The 15,967-nt window shown below is 42.6% G+C and carries 11 protein-coding genes and 1 CRISPR repeat array; all 11 genes read left to right on the forward strand.

Translation table 11 applies throughout. The features are described 5' to 3' along the window. The first annotated feature begins 3 nt into the window (after positions 1 to 3). Positions 4 to 1,602 carry a (2,3-dihydroxybenzoyl)adenylate synthase gene (locus tag AC3Z9T_RS20565; RefSeq protein ID WP_490127940.1) on the forward strand — a complete coding sequence of 533 codons (1,599 nt, stop codon included), beginning with the start codon at positions 4 to 6 and terminating at the stop codon, positions 1,600 to 1,602. 23 nt (positions 1,603 to 1,625) lie between these two features. Beyond that, positions 1,626 to 2,474 (forward strand): isochorismatase, encoded by an 849-nt coding sequence (locus AC3Z9T_RS20570; protein WP_490127941.1) that lies wholly within the window; start codon positions 1,626 to 1,628, stop codon positions 2,472 to 2,474. A 5-nt stretch (positions 2,475 to 2,479) separates the two neighbouring features. Beyond that, a complete protein-coding gene (gene dhbA / locus AC3Z9T_RS20575; RefSeq protein WP_490127942.1) occupies positions 2,480 to 3,238 on the forward strand; it encodes a 2,3-dihydro-2,3-dihydroxybenzoate dehydrogenase in 759 nt (252 codons plus the stop codon). 195 nt (positions 3,239 to 3,433) lie between these two features. Next, a CRISPR array of direct repeats spans positions 3,434 to 3,761; the repeat unit is 28 nt; unit sequence GTTCACTGCCGTATAGGCAGCTTAGAAA. A 230-nt stretch (positions 3,762 to 3,991) separates the two neighbouring features. Beyond that, complete coding sequence (cas1f, locus tag AC3Z9T_RS20580) at positions 3,992 to 4,969, forward strand: type I-F CRISPR-associated endonuclease Cas1f (RefSeq protein ID WP_490127943.1); 978 nt, start codon at positions 3,992 to 3,994, stop codon at positions 4,967 to 4,969. Beyond that, positions 4,966 to 8,484: a type I-F CRISPR-associated helicase Cas3f gene (cas3f, locus tag AC3Z9T_RS20585; protein ID WP_490127944.1), complete on the forward strand. Its 3,519-nt coding sequence runs from the start codon at positions 4,966 to 4,968 to the stop codon at positions 8,482 to 8,484. The genes cas1f and cas3f overlap by 4 nt, the downstream gene beginning before the upstream one ends. Positions 8,485 to 8,545: 61 nt before the next feature. Continuing rightward, entirely contained in the window at positions 8,546 to 9,817 is a 1,272-nt protein-coding gene (gene csy1, locus AC3Z9T_RS20590; protein WP_490127945.1) for a type I-F CRISPR-associated protein Csy1, read from the forward strand. Continuing rightward, the gene (csy2, locus tag AC3Z9T_RS20595; protein WP_490127946.1) at positions 9,814 to 10,740 is read left to right on the forward strand and encodes a type I-F CRISPR-associated protein Csy2; all 927 of its coding nucleotides are present in this window, start codon (positions 9,814 to 9,816) and stop codon (positions 10,738 to 10,740) included. Before csy1 ends, csy2 begins: the two co-directional genes overlap by 4 nt. A gap of 2 nt (positions 10,741 to 10,742) precedes the next feature. Continuing rightward, complete coding sequence (csy3, locus tag AC3Z9T_RS20600) at positions 10,743 to 11,768, forward strand: type I-F CRISPR-associated protein Csy3 (RefSeq protein WP_490127947.1); 1,026 nt, start codon at positions 10,743 to 10,745, stop codon at positions 11,766 to 11,768. Positions 11,769 to 11,776: 8 nt separating this feature from the next. Then, on the forward strand, positions 11,777 to 12,418 hold the full coding sequence (gene cas6f, locus AC3Z9T_RS20605) for a type I-F CRISPR-associated endoribonuclease Cas6/Csy4 (RefSeq protein WP_490127948.1): 642 nt from the start codon (positions 11,777 to 11,779) through the stop codon (positions 12,416 to 12,418). A 667-nt stretch (positions 12,419 to 13,085) separates the two neighbouring features. Further along, complete coding sequence (locus tag AC3Z9T_RS20610) at positions 13,086 to 15,209, forward strand: type VI secretion system Vgr family protein (protein ID WP_490127949.1); 2,124 nt, start codon at positions 13,086 to 13,088, stop codon at positions 15,207 to 15,209. After that, a partial coding sequence (locus tag AC3Z9T_RS20615) for a DUF4123 domain-containing protein (RefSeq protein ID WP_490127950.1) occupies positions 15,206 to 15,967 on the forward strand: 762 nt, incomplete at its 3' end. The genes AC3Z9T_RS20610 and AC3Z9T_RS20615, both read left to right, overlap by 4 nt.

Here is a 15,967-nt window from a genome sequence, read left to right on the forward strand (position 1 = left end):
ATCATGTGTATTACCTATACTCGTTGGCCAGAACAACTTGCGGCTCACTATCGCCTGAAAGGCTACTGGCAAGATTTACCTTTAACAAATATTGTGACAAGTTTTGCGAATAGTGAGTCAATAGCAATTATTGATGGGGAACGCCGCTTTAGCTACCGTCAATTTAATCAATCTATTGATAATTTAGCCGCTTACCTACAGCATCGAGGTGCTAAATGTGGAGAAACGGCACTTATTCAGCTAGGTAATGTCGCTGAGTTTTACATTGTATTTTTTGCGTTATTACGGATTGGGGTCGTGCCTGTGAATGCATTATTCAGTCACCAAAGTAGTGAGCTTAATGCCTATGCACAACAAATAGAACCAACCCTGTTCATCGCCGATAGGCGGCATTCATTATTTGTTAATGACCATTTTTTAAATACTTTTTGTGCTAACTATACGTCGGTGCGCTTAGTATTACTGAATCACGATGCGGATCCCGACAGTTTGCATGACGCGATAATACAAACACGTTATCAGGTTATTAAAGTTCCAACACCAGCCGATGAAGTGGCTTTCTTTCAACTATCGGGGGGTAGCACCGGAACGCCTAAACTGATCCCCAGAACGCATAACGATTATTTATACAGCGTTCGTTGTTGCCAAGAAATTTGCCAGCTCAATCAGGATACACGCTACTTATGTGTATTACCTTCTGCACATAATTATTGCCTGAGCTCACCGGGGGCTTTAGGTGTTTTTATGGCTGGCGGGTGTGTTGTATTAGCCAATAATCCAAGTCCAGATCATTGTTTTAAGCTTATTGAAAAACACAAAATTAACGTTACTGCATTAGTGCCTTCTATCGTAAACCTTTGGCTACAAGTGCTGAACGAGCGCAATTGTCATCAGCAATTGTTTTCTTTGAGATTATTGCAAGTGGGGGGCGCTAGGTTGTCCTCTTTACTGGCTAAACGCATTACTAGTGAAATGAATTGCCAGTTACAGCAAGTTTTTGGCATGGCGGAAGGGTTGGTTTGCTGCACTCGCCTTGACGATACACAGGAAAAAATCACGCAAACTCAAGGTTATCCTATTTGCCCTGATGATGAGTTGTGGGTGGCAAATGAGCAAGGTGAAAAACTGACTTGTGGCGAGATTGGTCGTTTAATGACCCGCGGCCCTTATACTATTCGTGGGTACTTTAATAGCCAGCAATATAATAAAGAAGCCTTTGATGATGATGGTTTTTACAATTCGGGGGATTTAGTTTCTATCAGCGCAGAAGGTTATCTGACGGTACATGGGCGGGTCAAAGATCAGATAAATCGAGGCGGTGAAAAAATTGCTTCAGAAGAAATTGAAAATCTACTGCTTCTACATGATTCCATTACGCAAGCTGCGCTTGTCAGTATTGACAATGACCTATTAGGTGAAAAAAGTTATGCCTATTTGGTGACAACAATGCCATTGCGAGCGGTAGATATCAGGTATTTTTTAAATCAACAGGGGATTGCTAAGTACAAACTCCCTGACTTTATCAAGTTTATTGAAGCATTGCCGATGACCCCTGTCGGCAAAGTGGATAAAAGAAAATTACGTGAATGGCTAATTAATTAACCTTAAACAGGAGGAAAGAGAAAATGGCAATACCAAAGCTGCAAGACTATGATTTACCAAACATAAACGACATTCCTCCCAATAAGGTTAATTGGGAGTTTGATCCAAATAAAGCGATATTGCTGATCCATGATATGCAGCACTATTTTGTCAATTTCTGGGACAAAAACAGCCCGATGTTAGCGAAAGTGATTAATAATATTAACGCGCTGCGCCAATTCAGCCGACAGCAAAGGATCCCCATTTATTACACTGCACAGCCCAAAAACCAAAGCCATGAGGAGCGCGCTTTGCTTAATGATATATGGGGTGCTGGTTTAGTTAATTCACCTGAGCAGCAACCGATTATCAAGGCTTTATCCCCTGCCATCGATGATATTGTTTTACCTAAATGGCGTTACAGTGCATTTCAACGATCATTACTTGAACAGCAGATGCGCGAAGGGCATCGTAACCAACTGATTATCGTTGGGATCTATGCACATATTGGTTGTATGGTGACAGCGATTGATGCATTTATGCATGATATTAAACCTTTTTTTGTCGCTGATGCGATGGCAGACTTTAGCCGAGAAGAGCATTTAATGTCGTTGAATTATATTGCTGGCCGCGCTGGTTGCGTAATCATGACTGATGATTTATTACAAACCTCGTTTTCGAAAGCGGTATTGCGTTCACAGGTTCTTTCCTTACTTAATGACTCTGACATACCTTTAGATGATGAAAATCTTATTGATTATGGATTGGATTCAATACAAATAATGTCTTTGGCTTCCTATTGGCGAAAAACTTATCATCATATTGATTTTGTTAGCTTAGCTAAGGAACCAAGCATTAATGCATGGTGGTCATTATTGTCACAGAAAATGTGAACGCTATGAAAAGTACATTTAATTTTCGCGACAAAACGGTGTGGGTGACGGGGGCTGGACGGGGGATCGGTTTAGCAACTGCGTTAGCATTTGTCAACGCAGGGGCGGAGGTAACGGGGTTTGACATTGCTTTCACTCAAGGCAATTATCCTTTTGCGACAGAAGTGATTGATATCGCCGATCCTCAGCAAGTTGCTCAAACATGTCACCGATTATTTCAACTTCAGCCAAGGTTGGATGTATTAATCAATGCTGCGGGTATTTTACGGCTTGGTAATACTGATGAATTAGATGTGACAGATTGGAAAAAAGTTTTTTCGGTCAATGTGGATGGGGCATTCTATCTATTTCAACAAACGATGGCACAGTTTCGCAAACAAAAAAGTGGGGCAATCGTCACGGTTGTTTCTGATGCGGCGCACCTACCGCGTATGGGGATGAGTGCTTATTGTGCATCTAAAGCAGCTTTGAAAAGTTTGGCTTTAACGGTGGGGCTAGAGCTTTCAAGCAGTGCGGTACGTTCTAATTTAGTCTCTCCGGGCTCAACGGATACCGATATGCAACGTATGTTGTGGGTCAGCCATGATGCGGTTAAGCAGCGAGTTTCAGGTACTGCGGAGCAATTTAAGTTAGGTATTCCATTGGGGAAAATTGCCAAACCTGATGAAATTGCCAGCACCATTTTGTTTTTAGCGTCAGACGATGCCAGTCATATCACATTGCAAGATATTGTTGTCGACGGCGGCTCAACATTGGGGGTATAGCCCCCAATGTAGTATTCCTAATGTTGTATTTATAGAGCTTCTATTTAGTGTTCGCTTTAATTGACCTTATGTTTTTTGCTACTTAATAATGGGTAATAAAATCAAACAATTGCAAATATGGTAAAAAAAGAAGGTGTTTTAAGCAAAAGAAGGGTAACGAATTGTTGTCTGAGAAGTTTTATCTGGTAAGTTATAGTTTACTGCCGTATAGGCAGTTTAGAAATTTCCACGGCTTACCCCCAGCATATATCCAGCGTTTACTGCCGTATAGGCAGTTTAGAAATCAAGTTGGAACGCCGATATTCCAGAAGCTAAGTTCACTGCCGTATAGGCAGCTTAGAAAAGTAATTGAGGGAAAACCCACAGACAACATACGTTCACTGCCGTATAGGCAGCTTAGAAACCCTTCGGAGTGTTCCGTGATCAAAGTTAATAGTTCACTGCCGTATAGGCAGCTTAGAAAGTTTTATATACAATTGATTATCCAATATAAAGGTTCACTGCCGTATAGGCAGCTTAAAAATTATTACCTTCGAATATGTATTAATGTTGCTAAAAAACAACCAATAGGCCATTACATTCAGACAATCCAAATACAATCAATGAGTTATTTTTAACAATCAACTCTGCGATCACCTTCCCAAAATTGCCTAATAATGCGTAACATTCATCAATTGCTATAGACATCACATAAGTTAAATTGTATTAACATAGTAATGTAACTTATCAAACTAATGGAAAGGCTGCATTTGCATGGACGATTTTTCCCCTTCTGATCTGAAAACCATTCTTCACTCTAAACGAGCAAATATGTACTACTTAGAGCATTGTCGAGTGATGCAAAAAGATGGTCGAGTGCTCTATTTTACTGAAGCAAAAAACGAAAACCTTTACTTTAATATTCCAATCGCGAATACAACGGTTCTGATGCTAGGGACTGGTACTTCAGTGACTCAGGCGGCGATGCGCATGTTATCGCAAGCAGGTGTTTTAGTTGGTTTTTGTGGTGGAGGTGGAACGCCCCTTTATATGGCCACAGAGGTTGAATGGTTAACTCCCCAGAGCGAGTATCGGCCAACTGAATATTTGCAAGGCTGGATGGGGTTTTGGTTTGATGATGTTAAACGTTTACAGGCAGCTAAATCGTTACAAAAAGCACGTATCAATTATCTACAGAAAATTTGGCAAAATTCTAGAGAGCTGCAAAATGAAGGTTTTATTTATCATGACAGGCTTATCCAAGGCGCGCTAGAAACTTTTCATACCAGAACCGATGCAGCTAAAAATTCCCAAGAATTATTACTTACCGAAGCGCAATTAACGAAAACTCTTTATAAGTACGCGGCAAATAATACGGGGCAAAAAAATTTCACACGGCAGCATCAATCAATGGATAAAGCCAATGCTTTCTTAAATCATGGTAACTACTTAGCCTATGGTTTAGCGGCCAGTTGTTTATGGGTGCTTGGTATTCCTCATGGCTTTGCGGTGATGCATGGTAAAACACGGCGTGGGGCTTTAGTATTTGATATTGCAGATTTAATTAAAGATGCCATCGTACTGCCATGGGCTTTTATTTGCGCAAAGGAAGATGCCACTGAGCAAGAATTTCGCCAGCAAATCTTACAATCTTTTGTTGATAGCCATGCCCTTGATTATCTTTTTGATACAGTTAAAGCAATCGCTCTACAAACAGGCTCTGAACAGCAAACTCAGGAGCCAACACAATGATCGTAACCTTTGTTTCACAGTGCGAAAAATACGCGTTAAAAAGAACACGTCGGGTTTTGGATGCCTTTGCTAACCGGATTGGTGATAACACATGGCAAACACTGATCACCGAGGAAGGGCTACAAACGATTAAAAAAATGCTCAGAAAAAGCGCCAGTCGCAGCACAGCAGTCAGTTGTCACTGGATCCGTTCTCGCTCCCGAACACAACTGCTGTGGGTGGTAGGCAACCGCAAAAAATTTAATGCGCAAGGGTATGTTCCTGTTAATCGAACTGAGAAATCCTTTTTGGGTAGCGAATATGAAAACGACTGGAAATATCTCTCTTTAATCGAAGCTTTTGCGAAATTGGCTGCTTTACTGCACGATTGGGGCAAAGCATCCCATTTATTCCAAAATAAACTCATCACTCGGGATCGCAGAGGCGATCCTGTACGCCATGAATGGGTGTCATCAATACTGTTTAGTGCATTAGTGAAAAGCCAGCCTAATAGTGAAAATGATGAAAATTGGCTAGATGTGTTAGCGACACAACAATGGAATGAATCACAGCTACAACAGTGGGCTAAACAAAATCAACAAGCGGCATTGCCGCTATCAGGGCTACCTGATGCGGCATCATTGCTAACGTGGTTAATTTTATCGCACCATCGATTGCCTTTTTTAGATGCTAAACAGCAGCAGGGTGATGCTAAAAATGGTGACCGAATGCTGCTTAGCAAGGTAGGCGGTAAAGAAGCCAATACGCTGGCTGATATGATGAAGTTCATTGAACAGTATTGGGGCTATGAAAACAAATATGATGAGCGGGAATTTAACCAGCGACTAGGCATGTGTTTTGAATTCCCAAATGGCTTATTAAGTGCGTCACCAACATGGACTCAAGCAATTAAACAGGCTGCGATCCACTTAAAACAGCAACTACCCTTATTTCAACAAGCTATGGCAGATGGTAGTTGGAAAATCATTGCTAGCCATGCACGCCTTTGCCTCATGTTAGCGGATCATAATTACTCTTCAAAAGAAATGGATCCACAATGGAAAAGTGAAACTCCGCTTTATGCTAATACGCATAAAGTTGGTTCCATCCAACAGGGTAAGCAAAAATTGGATGAGCACTTGGTTAAGGTTGCTGAAATTGCTCGTGATGTGGCGGAACAACTACCTTTTTTTGAAAGTGAACCACCTACAGCTGGCGACATCAAAGCATTAATTCATAATAAAAACAGCACAGGGCCATTTAGCTGGCAAGAAGATGTTGTTAGCACAATTCATAAATATCGTGAACAACAAGACGATATAAAAGGCTACTTTATTGTCAATATGGCCAGTACAGGCTGTGGTAAAACTCGAGCGAATGCCAAAACCATGCAGGCATTGTCAGAAGATAAGCAGAGTTTACGTTTTATACTCGCATTGGGGCTTAGGACATTAACACTACAAACAGGTGATGAATATAAAGGTAGCCTTGGGCTAGAAGAAGATGAGCTTGCTGTGTTAGTCGGTTCTAAAGCAGTCACTCAATTACATCATCATGCGGCTGACTCTGATAAGAACACGAAAGCTGATAATAAAGACGATAACGACAAGCCACAAGACACAGGTTCTGAATCACAGGAAACATTATTTGATGGCGACGAAGAAGAGCTCTTATGGCAAGAAGATAAGTGGCAAGGCTCTCTCCCTGAAGAAGCACTGTCAACGGTATTAACTAGAGCAAAAGATAGAGCGTTACTTTATGCGCCTGTGTTGGCCTGTACGATTGACCATATTATGGGAGCAACAGAAACCACTCGTGGTGGTCGTTATATTTTGCCAAGTTTACGTTTGATGTCGTCTGATCTTGTGATAGATGAAGTGGATGATTTTAGCGATGATGATCTAAAAGCGATTGGTCGTTTGATCCACTTTGCTGGCTTGCTCGGACGAAAAGTGATGATCTCTTCAGCAACCATCACCCCTGATACTGCTTTAGCCTATTATCATGCTTATCAATCAGGTTGGTATATTCATGCCAAAAGCCGTCAACAGCCATTACAAATTGGTTGTATCTGGATGGATGAAGGCAAATATAACCCTGCAAAAGATCAGTGCCAATCAACGACAAAAATAGCGACCATCACGGCAAATGATGTGAATTCAGTTTATTTATATCAGCAATATCACGATCAATTTGTTGATAAACGCACCGAGGTTTTACACTCACTACCTGCTCGGCGTAAAGCATTGATTGTACCGATGCCAATTGAACAAGGAAAAAATAGCCAACAACACTTTTTTGAACATATTCAAAGTGCCATTTTGGCACAACATGAACATCACCATTTTACCGATCAGCAAACGGGTATCCAATTTTCATTTGGTGTAGTACGAGTCGCTAATATCTCTCCTTGTGTTGGATTGACGCGTTTTTTACTTGAAAGTGAATGGCCTGACGATGTTGAAATTCGCACGATGGCTTATCACAGTCGGCAGGTGTTATTACTGCGTCATGAACAAGAACAGCATTTAGATAAAGTGCTTAAGCGCAAAGAAAAAGTCGGCGAGCAGCCTGCGGCACTGTCTGATCCTATTATTCGTCAACATTTAATTGCAACTCAAGGTAAGGCTAAGCAGCTGATTTTTATCCTTGTCGCGACACCAGTCGAAGAAGTGGGGCGTGATCATGACTTCGATTGGGCGGTTGTCGAACCGTCTTCATATCGTTCTATTATTCAGGTATCAGGGCGGGTACGTCGCCACCGAGAAGGTGAGATCGAACAGCCTAATGTGGCATTGCTAGAATACAACTGGAAAGGCTTTGAGGGGAAAGATGAAAAAGTTTTCTGCCGCCCAGGCTATGAAAACAGTGCGATAAGACTCAAAACGCATAATTTAAGTGAGTTGGTTGATGAGCAACAGTTAAGGAAATCAATCAATTCAATTCCTCGAATAAAAAAACCAGCCAACGTTGAGGGCACTAAAGAGAGTAATTTCGCCAGCTTAGAGCATGCATCGATTAGCTATACTTTGAAAACCAACTGCCTTTTCCCAACGAAGCAAGTTGAAAAACCAGTCAGAATGCAAAGAAGAAGGCCTTCACGCGCAGATCCCTCTGATACTGTTCGAATTAATACGGCAGCAAATTTGTGGGGGTATACCCATGGTTGCTGGTGGATGACCGCTATACCAATGCAATTAGCACCTTTTCGTAAAGACTCTCAATCCATTCGGTTATCACTCGTATTTTCAGATAAAGGCAAAGCCGATTTTTGGCGGTATGACAAAGTCAGTGGGGAGTGGACTTCAAAAGGTGACATTTTGCGTATTCAGTGTGTTGATTTTCCTGAATCGTTGAAAAAAAGATTATGGCTAGTGAGGAATTATCAGCAATCGATTTATCAACATAGTCAAGACGAAGGGCAATTCACGTCGATTTCACGGTTGTATGGTGAGATTAGCTTTTTGAAGCGCGACAATGATGATCATGATTATCAATATGATGATCAGATGGGGATCTACAAAGTAGAAAGATAACTATTTAATTTCTCATCATATATAGATAGCAATAAATTTTAAGTCATAAGGACCTCTAAATATGCTTGATCCAGCAATAGAAGCCTTCTTTACTGAACGCAAGGAAGGTTGGCTTAAAAAGAATTTAAAAGCCTCCATGACTGAAAGTGAAATAAGTCAGTTAGAGCAAGAGTGCGAAAAGGCTTTTTCACTAGATGAATGGTTACCGAATGCCGCTAAACGGGCAGGGCAAATTTCTATTTCTACTCACCCTTGCACATTTAGTCACCCCAGTGCACGTAAGAATAAAAATGGTTCTGTCAGTGCAACAATTGCAAATACACAATATGCCAATGATGGCTTTTTACGATCAGGGAATGTTGCTGTCGAATCTGATGCATTAGGCAATGCCGCAGCATTAGATGTTTATAAATTTTTGACTTTGCAGATGCAAGATCAAAAAACATTGTTAGCGCATATTGAAGAAGATACATCTCTTGCAAAATCATTATTAACTGTCAGTACCGATACTTATCAAGCATTGCGAGAAGGTTTTCTCGCTATGACAGCGGCAGATGAAACCGCGGTAACTAGCTCAAAAATCAAGCAAGTTTATTTTCCTGTATGGACGGATAATGAAGACTACCATTTGCTTTCATTATTAACCCCTTCAGGGTTAGTGTTTGAAATGCGCCGACGTATCGACAATATTCGTTTTTCCGAACAAACTAAAGCATTGCGTGACTTAAAACGTAAAGGCGAATATAGCGAAATTGGTTTTAAAGAAATTTATGGTATTACTACCATCGGCTTCGGTGGCACTAAGCCACAAAATATTTCTGTATTAAATAACCAAAATGCAGGCAAAGCGCATTTATTGCCTTCTCTTCCTCCGGTATTAAATATACGGGAAACACGTCTTCTATCAAAAAATTTCTTTGCAGATTGTATTAACCCTTGGCATGTAAAAGAGGCTTTTGAAGCCTTTCATGGGTTAATTACATTACCAAAAGATCAGAGGAATAATCGTTTCTCTGAATACCGCGATAATCGAATTCAAGAATATGTGGATCACATTATTATCATGATGTGGAAAATTCGTCGTGTATATGAACAAGGTGATGTTGTTTTACCGACCAATCTTTCCAAATATCAACAAATATGGCTATTTCCTAACGCGCAGCAGCAGCGTGATGATCTGGATGATTGGCTATCGGTGTTAATCGCTGAAATTACTCGTCAATTTATTGCAGGCTATAACAAAGTTAATGGCAAAAAGGCATTGTCATTTGGTAATGATGAATTTAACGCCATTGCTAAGGTTGTAGCTAAAAATAAGGAGCTATTAAGATGAGTAACCCCATCCACCTTATTAAGCTAGCGCATCTTAAAGTCCTTAATGCGAATGCATTATCTAGCCCGTTGACGATTGGTTTTCCTGCGATGACTGCATGGCTCGGCTTTATGCATGCTTTAGAACGTAAGCTTAATAATGATTGTGAATTAGATGTTCAATTTGAAGCACTGGCAGTAATCAGCCATGAATGTAATTTGCAAACTTATCGGGGCCCCGGTGATTTTGTTAATTCAATTGTTGGTACAGGTAACCCTCTTGATAAAGACGGTAATCGCTCTGCTTTTATTGAAGAGGCAAGGTGCCATTTGGATGTGTCATTATTAATTAAATATGATGAAGACTCATCAATCAATACCTCAGTGTTAAATAAAATCTATGAATTAATTCCTACAATGAAACTGGCTGGCGGTGATATTTTATCGGTTGAGATGCCACAACAGTATGTTTTACCTAATGAGTTCAATAATGCTGAAAAAATCAAATTATTTAATAGTTTAATGCCGGGTTATGCCTTAATTGAACGTCGCGACTTAATGATGGAAGCGATGCAAGAAGGGCAAGATGCCATGGATGCGCTATTAGATTATGTCACAGTTAATAGCCAGTGTGTTGAAATAGAAACTGGGGATGATCCTAAAAAGAAACAGTTTGAATGGAAAACTCAACGCAAAACCTCAGGCTGGATAGTTCCTATCGCAACAGGGTTTCAAGGCATTTCTCCATTAGGAAAAGCAAAAAATCAACGCGATATTAAATACCCACATCGATTTGCAGAAAGCATTATCACATTAGGGCAATTTTTAATGATCAATAAAGCTGAGAGTCCTGATGAAATACTTTGGTGTTATGCATCCGATTTTGAAAATAACCTCTATTTATGCGAACAAGTTCAACCTAAACATTTTACGAGCGGAGAGTAAAAATGGCGAAGAATAACGATGTAGCCTCAGTATTGGCATTTGAAAAAAAATTGGTTCCATCTGATGGTTATTTTTACGGTACCAGCTGGGAAAATAAAAGCCAATTTACACCTTTGGCTCTGCAAGAAAAGTCGGTTCGCGGAACCATCTCAAATAGATTAAAAGGCGCTGTTAAAAGTGATCCACTAAAATTAAATGCGGAAGTTGAGAAAGCAAACTTACAAACAGTTGATGCATGTGCATTAGGCACAGAGCAAGACACACTAAAGCACCAATTTACCCTTAAAGTTTTGGGGGGTGTCGAATCCCCTTCTGCGTGTAATAACGCTCTTTTCAAAGAAAGCTATACCAAAGCCGCTAAAGACTATATTGAAAAAGAAGGCTTTCGTGAGTTAGGTCGTCGTTATGCACATAATATTGCCAATGCCCGTTTTTTATGGCGTAACCGAGTCGGTGCAGAGAAAATCGAAGTGGAAGTTAAAGTATTAAGTGCAGGGCAAGAGCAACAATGGACATTTGATGCAACGCAGTACAGTATCCGTAATTTTGACAAACAAGACAAAAAAGTCAATGAATTAGGCAATAAAATTGCCGCGGCATTAGCCAGCAGTGATGGTGCATTGTTGCTTGAAATTACCACTTATGCGCAGCTTGGGCAGGCACAAGAAGTTTACCCAAGTGAAGAGTTGGTCATGGATAAGGGCAAAGGTAATAAGAGCAAAATCCTTTATCACGTCAATAACCATGCGGCGATGCACTCACAAAAAGTAGGTAATGCGCTACGATCTATTGATACATGGTATCCCGCTTATGATGATGAAGTGAATAGTGCTGGTGCAATTGCCATTGAACCTTATGGTGCAGTCACGAACCTTGGTACGGCTTATCGTACTCCTGGTGCGAAGCAAGATTTTTATACTCACTTCGACAAATGGGCTAGAGGTGAAAAACTAGCGCATGTTGAGGATGAACACTATGTGATGGCAGTGCTGGTTCGTGGTGGTGTCTTTGGTGAAAGCGACAAGTAAGGTGAGCTATGAACTATTATCAGGAGATCACTTTATTACCTGATCCAACCATACCTTTAGATTTTTTATGGCAAAAAGTTTATCAGCAAACCCATATCGCCCTTGTTGATAACAAATCAGCCGCAGGGGATAGCACGATTGCGATTGCGTTTCCTGAGTATGGCAGTGTTGGTTTTCGATTAGGTAAAAAAATGCGTTTGCTGGCAAAAACTGAACAAGCTCTGATGCAGTTAAATATCAGCCATTGGTTGGAAAGGTTATCTGATTATGTGCATATCAAATCCATTCAATTGGTGCCTGAACATGCAACGGCGGTTAGCTATGTACGGCAGCATATAAAGGGTGAAAAGCGTACTCAACTGGATAGGCAAAAGAAAGCGCAATTATATGCAACTAAATCAGGTTTATCGGTTGAGACTTGTTTAGCGCAATTAAACGAAAAACCGCAGAAAGCACACAGCCGTTTGCCGTTTTTATGGGTTGAAAGCCAACAAACTAAATCACGGTATGAAGAGAGGGGGTATCGTCCGTTCCCGCTATTTATTAAATGTATTTCAGCGGAGCAGCCACAAGCCGGTTCATTTAATTGTTATGGCTTAAGTCAGCCAGTTACGGGTGATATAAAACTAGCAACAGTCCCTCACTTTTGACCTTGTTTTTTTGCTCTTTTAAAATTTAAAGTTAAAACAATAAGTTGCAATAGACGGTAAAAAAGAAGGTATTTTTGCAAAAATACCGTTAACTGTCTGTTGTAACTTATTTTTTGTTTGATAAAGTCTAGTTCACTGCCATATAGGCAGCTTAGAAATCATCAAGTGAGCAGATATAGGAAAAGAAACTGTTCACTGCCATATAGGCAGCTTAGAAATTATCTTATCGGCTGCACATGGCAATCTAGTAGTTTAGGGCATGTCTGGGAAGCGGCACCCGCCCACGTGAAAGACCGTACATGGTGCCCCGAGTGCTTTTATTTATCGCAGTGCCGCAGTGATAAGGCTCGTAAAAGATACTTACCGAGCAAAAAACAAGGTGAAGGTGTCCGTTTATTCTTTTATTGATGTGAACATGCCTAATTTCTACATCAATAATGCGTAATTACAAATAGTTACCTTTAAATTTTTACAGGGAACAGTTTGCCTTGTAGCATACTTAACATAAATTTATGTGTTGTTTCCTCATGATCGTGAATGCTTAAGCGACACGGCTCATGGGAGTATTCAGTGTTGGGTACTGCTAAGGTTTGCTCACCGTTCTAGAGGGAACTCAGTGGCATCAATGAAATTGCCTTAGCACAATAGACAATCAAACGGAGCCGATATGTCGACTCAAAAATTCAATGCCTCTGCCAAACAACCGGCTTCTCGTTTAGATCCGCCTGACGCTGGAAAGGTGAGAGGGGCAACCTTTGAAGAACAGCGACGCCATATTGCCCAGTATAAGGACACGTTAGAGCGATTATACAGTGGTGAGTTTAACTCAGGTTTAGTGTTCTCCTGCCAAATTAGAGGCTTTCCCGAGGAGATGTTTCAAGTCACGGAGTTCGATTTGCAAGAAGGGCTCTCTGAATTGTTTACTTTGTCGATTGTGGCGGTCAGCACTCTGCCGGATATCGATTTTCAAACGATATTGGGCTGTATGTCTTCCCTCACCGTGAAACGGGATGGCAAAAAAATTCGGCAGGTGCAAGGGTTACTCGCCAGTGCCGAAAATTTGAACACTGACGGGGTGAAAACGTGGTATCGATTAGTGATACGCCCCGAAATGTGGGTGATGACGCTCAAACAAGACAGCCGTATCTTCCAAGACACCACGGTACCCAAGATATTGCACACCTTGTTAGATGAAGCGCATATTCCCAACGACAAGTTGCTGTATCACCCCGAAGAGCACCTTGAACGTGCTTATGTCACCCAAAAACGTGAAACCATGTATGACTTTTGGTGCCGCCTTGCCGCCGAAGAAGGCATTACCTTTTGGTTTGAGGAAGGCACGAAACTGTTTTACAGCGACCGTCATTTAGGGATGACGGCGGGGGCTACCCTTACCTATAACCCGCAATCCGATACCGATATTACCGACAGCACGGCGACCGTCTGGCACTACGCCGAGCAGTTGTGCAGCGATATTCGTATTGATAAAGATTATAATTCAGTACGGCCTTCTCACCCGCTGAGTCATCAAGTCATCGGTGACGCACACCAACAGCACGAAATGTTTGAAAGTTACGGCCGCTTCCAAGAAGACGCACAAGGAGAGGCCTTTAACCAAATTCGTTATGAACAATCCCAAGTGCACCGTCAAATGGGGCACGCCAGCACCAACTGTTTTGCTTTGCACCCCGGTAAGATGTTTACCTTAACCAATCACCCCAATGCGCGCATGAATGACCGTTGGCAAGTGGTGAGAGTATCACACCGTGGTGTCCAACCCCTTGCCGACAACAGTGGTGGCGAAGGGACGCAGTTATCGAACAGCGTGTCGTTTATTCCAGGTACGCAAGAATGGCGTCCGCCGTATCGCTACAAACCGACCGCTGACGGCGATGAGCTCGCTACTGTCGTCGGGCCACCGGGGGAGGAAATTTACACCAACAGCAAAGGGGAAGTGGTGGTCTATTTCCATTGGGACCGGCGTGGTACCCCCGACCACAGTGCTTCCTGTTGGGTGCCGGTGTCACACGGCTGGAGTGGCAATGGTTATGGGTTTATGAGCATTCCCCACATCGGACAACAAGTGTTAGTCAGTTACCTGAATGGGGACATTGATAGGCCAATTGTCACGGGGTGTACCTATAACGGGCGCAACAAACCGCCGTTAAATTTACCCCACGAAAAAACCCGCACTACCTTTAAAACGTGTACTCACAAAGGCGAAGGGTTTAATGAATTGCGTTTTGAAGACAACGCGGGACAAGAAGAAGTCTACCTTCACGCGCAGCGTGATATGAATGTGCACATTCAAAACGACCATCACACCCATATTCAACGAGACAGTAAACAGCGTATTGACCAACATCGCTATACTGAAATTGCTGGTGATGACCATTTGCATGTCAAAGGTACACAAAAAGCCCTAACCGAAGGCGATGTTTCTCAGCAAGTGCTGGGGGCTTACCATCAGCAAGTCGATGGTGCACTGGTCAGTGAAAGCGGACAAGAAACTCACCTTAGCAGCCAAGGCAAAGTGGTGATTGAAGCCGCGACCGAAATTACCCTTAAAGTCGGCGGGAGCTTTGTACGTATCACCCCGAGCAACGTGTTTACCTCGGGTAATGTGGCGATTGGTGACAGTGCGGGCGGCTCAGGGCAAGCGGTCAATCTTCAGCTCCCCGAGGGCGTAGCCCCGTTTGCGCCACCGCCGTACCCCATCAAACCGTACTGTGCGATGCAAGCCCAAGCCGCGGGCAGTTGGGTGATGAAACCCAACGGAGGTAACACATGAGACCTACGCCTTGGACAACGTGGCTGAGTGAGCCTCACCGCGACCCGGTGTATTTACTGCTCAATACCTTGGCACAGCCTAATCCCACCGACGTGCTGTTTGCTAACGATTGGATTGAGCAGGCGTTTCCGCTGTATAACGGCACCCCTCTGGCACATTTAATCGCACAAAGCCCATGGTTGGTGAAGCTGAAACCGAGCGCTGCCGTCCCCTTGGGGCAACTGCTTGACCGCAAAGGCTTCAGTGATAACAGTTGGGGTTGGGCTTACCGCAGCCCGATGGAGTGGGACGCGCAGTTACACCACTGGCAACACCGGCAATTGGTCAAACTGGATGGCGAAATGGTGGTTCTGCGCCTGATGGACAGCCGCATAGCCAATGTCTTGATACCCAGTCTGCGTGAAGTCGATTGGTATGTGTTGATGAACCCAGTGCACGAGGTGATGCTGGATACTGACACACAACCTGTCTGCCTGACATCACCTGCCCGTGACCGCTCGCCACTCATACCCGAGCTGAAAGTGCACCCGTTTACCTTAGGTGAGCATTTGCAAATGGCGTGGGCGCGCTCGGAGAACTGCATCCAACTGATGGCAGAAAACCTCGCCTGTGAATTATGGGAGAACCAACCTGACAATGCGTTGACGCTCGATACGCCTGTAGGGCAATTGCATGAACGTTTGGTGGGTTGGTTGCACCTCTTCCCCATTTCAGACGGTCATGTTTCCACACGTACCCTTGCCCAGTTTACTGACTAT

It is taken from the genome of Providencia sp. 6390, assembly GCF_058148425.1.

Bases quoted from the DNA above. Each gene is read 5' to 3' on its own strand.
- cas3f (WP_490127944.1), top strand. From the start codon at position 4,966: ATGATCGTAACCTTTGTTTCACAGTGCGAAAAATACGCGTTAAAAAGA.
- csy2 (WP_490127946.1), top strand. From the start codon at position 9,814: ATGAGTAACCCCATCCACCTTATTAAGCTAGCGCATCTTAAAGTCCTT.
- csy3 (WP_490127947.1), top strand. From the start codon at position 10,743: ATGGCGAAGAATAACGATGTAGCCTCAGTATTGGCATTTGAAAAAAAA.
- dhbA (WP_490127942.1), top strand. From the start codon at position 2,480: ATGAAAAGTACATTTAATTTTCGCGACAAAACGGTGTGGGTGACGGGG.
- cas1f (WP_490127943.1), top strand. From the start codon at position 3,992: ATGGACGATTTTTCCCCTTCTGATCTGAAAACCATTCTTCACTCTAAA.
- AC3Z9T_RS20565 (WP_490127940.1), top strand. From the start codon at position 4: ATGTGTATTACCTATACTCGTTGGCCAGAACAACTTGCGGCTCACTAT.
- AC3Z9T_RS20570 (WP_490127941.1), top strand. From the start codon at position 1,626: ATGGCAATACCAAAGCTGCAAGACTATGATTTACCAAACATAAACGAC.
- cas6f (WP_490127948.1), top strand. From the start codon at position 11,777: ATGAACTATTATCAGGAGATCACTTTATTACCTGATCCAACCATACCT.
- AC3Z9T_RS20610 (WP_490127949.1), top strand. From the start codon at position 13,086: ATGTCGACTCAAAAATTCAATGCCTCTGCCAAACAACCGGCTTCTCGT.
- csy1 (WP_490127945.1), top strand. From the start codon at position 8,546: ATGCTTGATCCAGCAATAGAAGCCTTCTTTACTGAACGCAAGGAAGGT.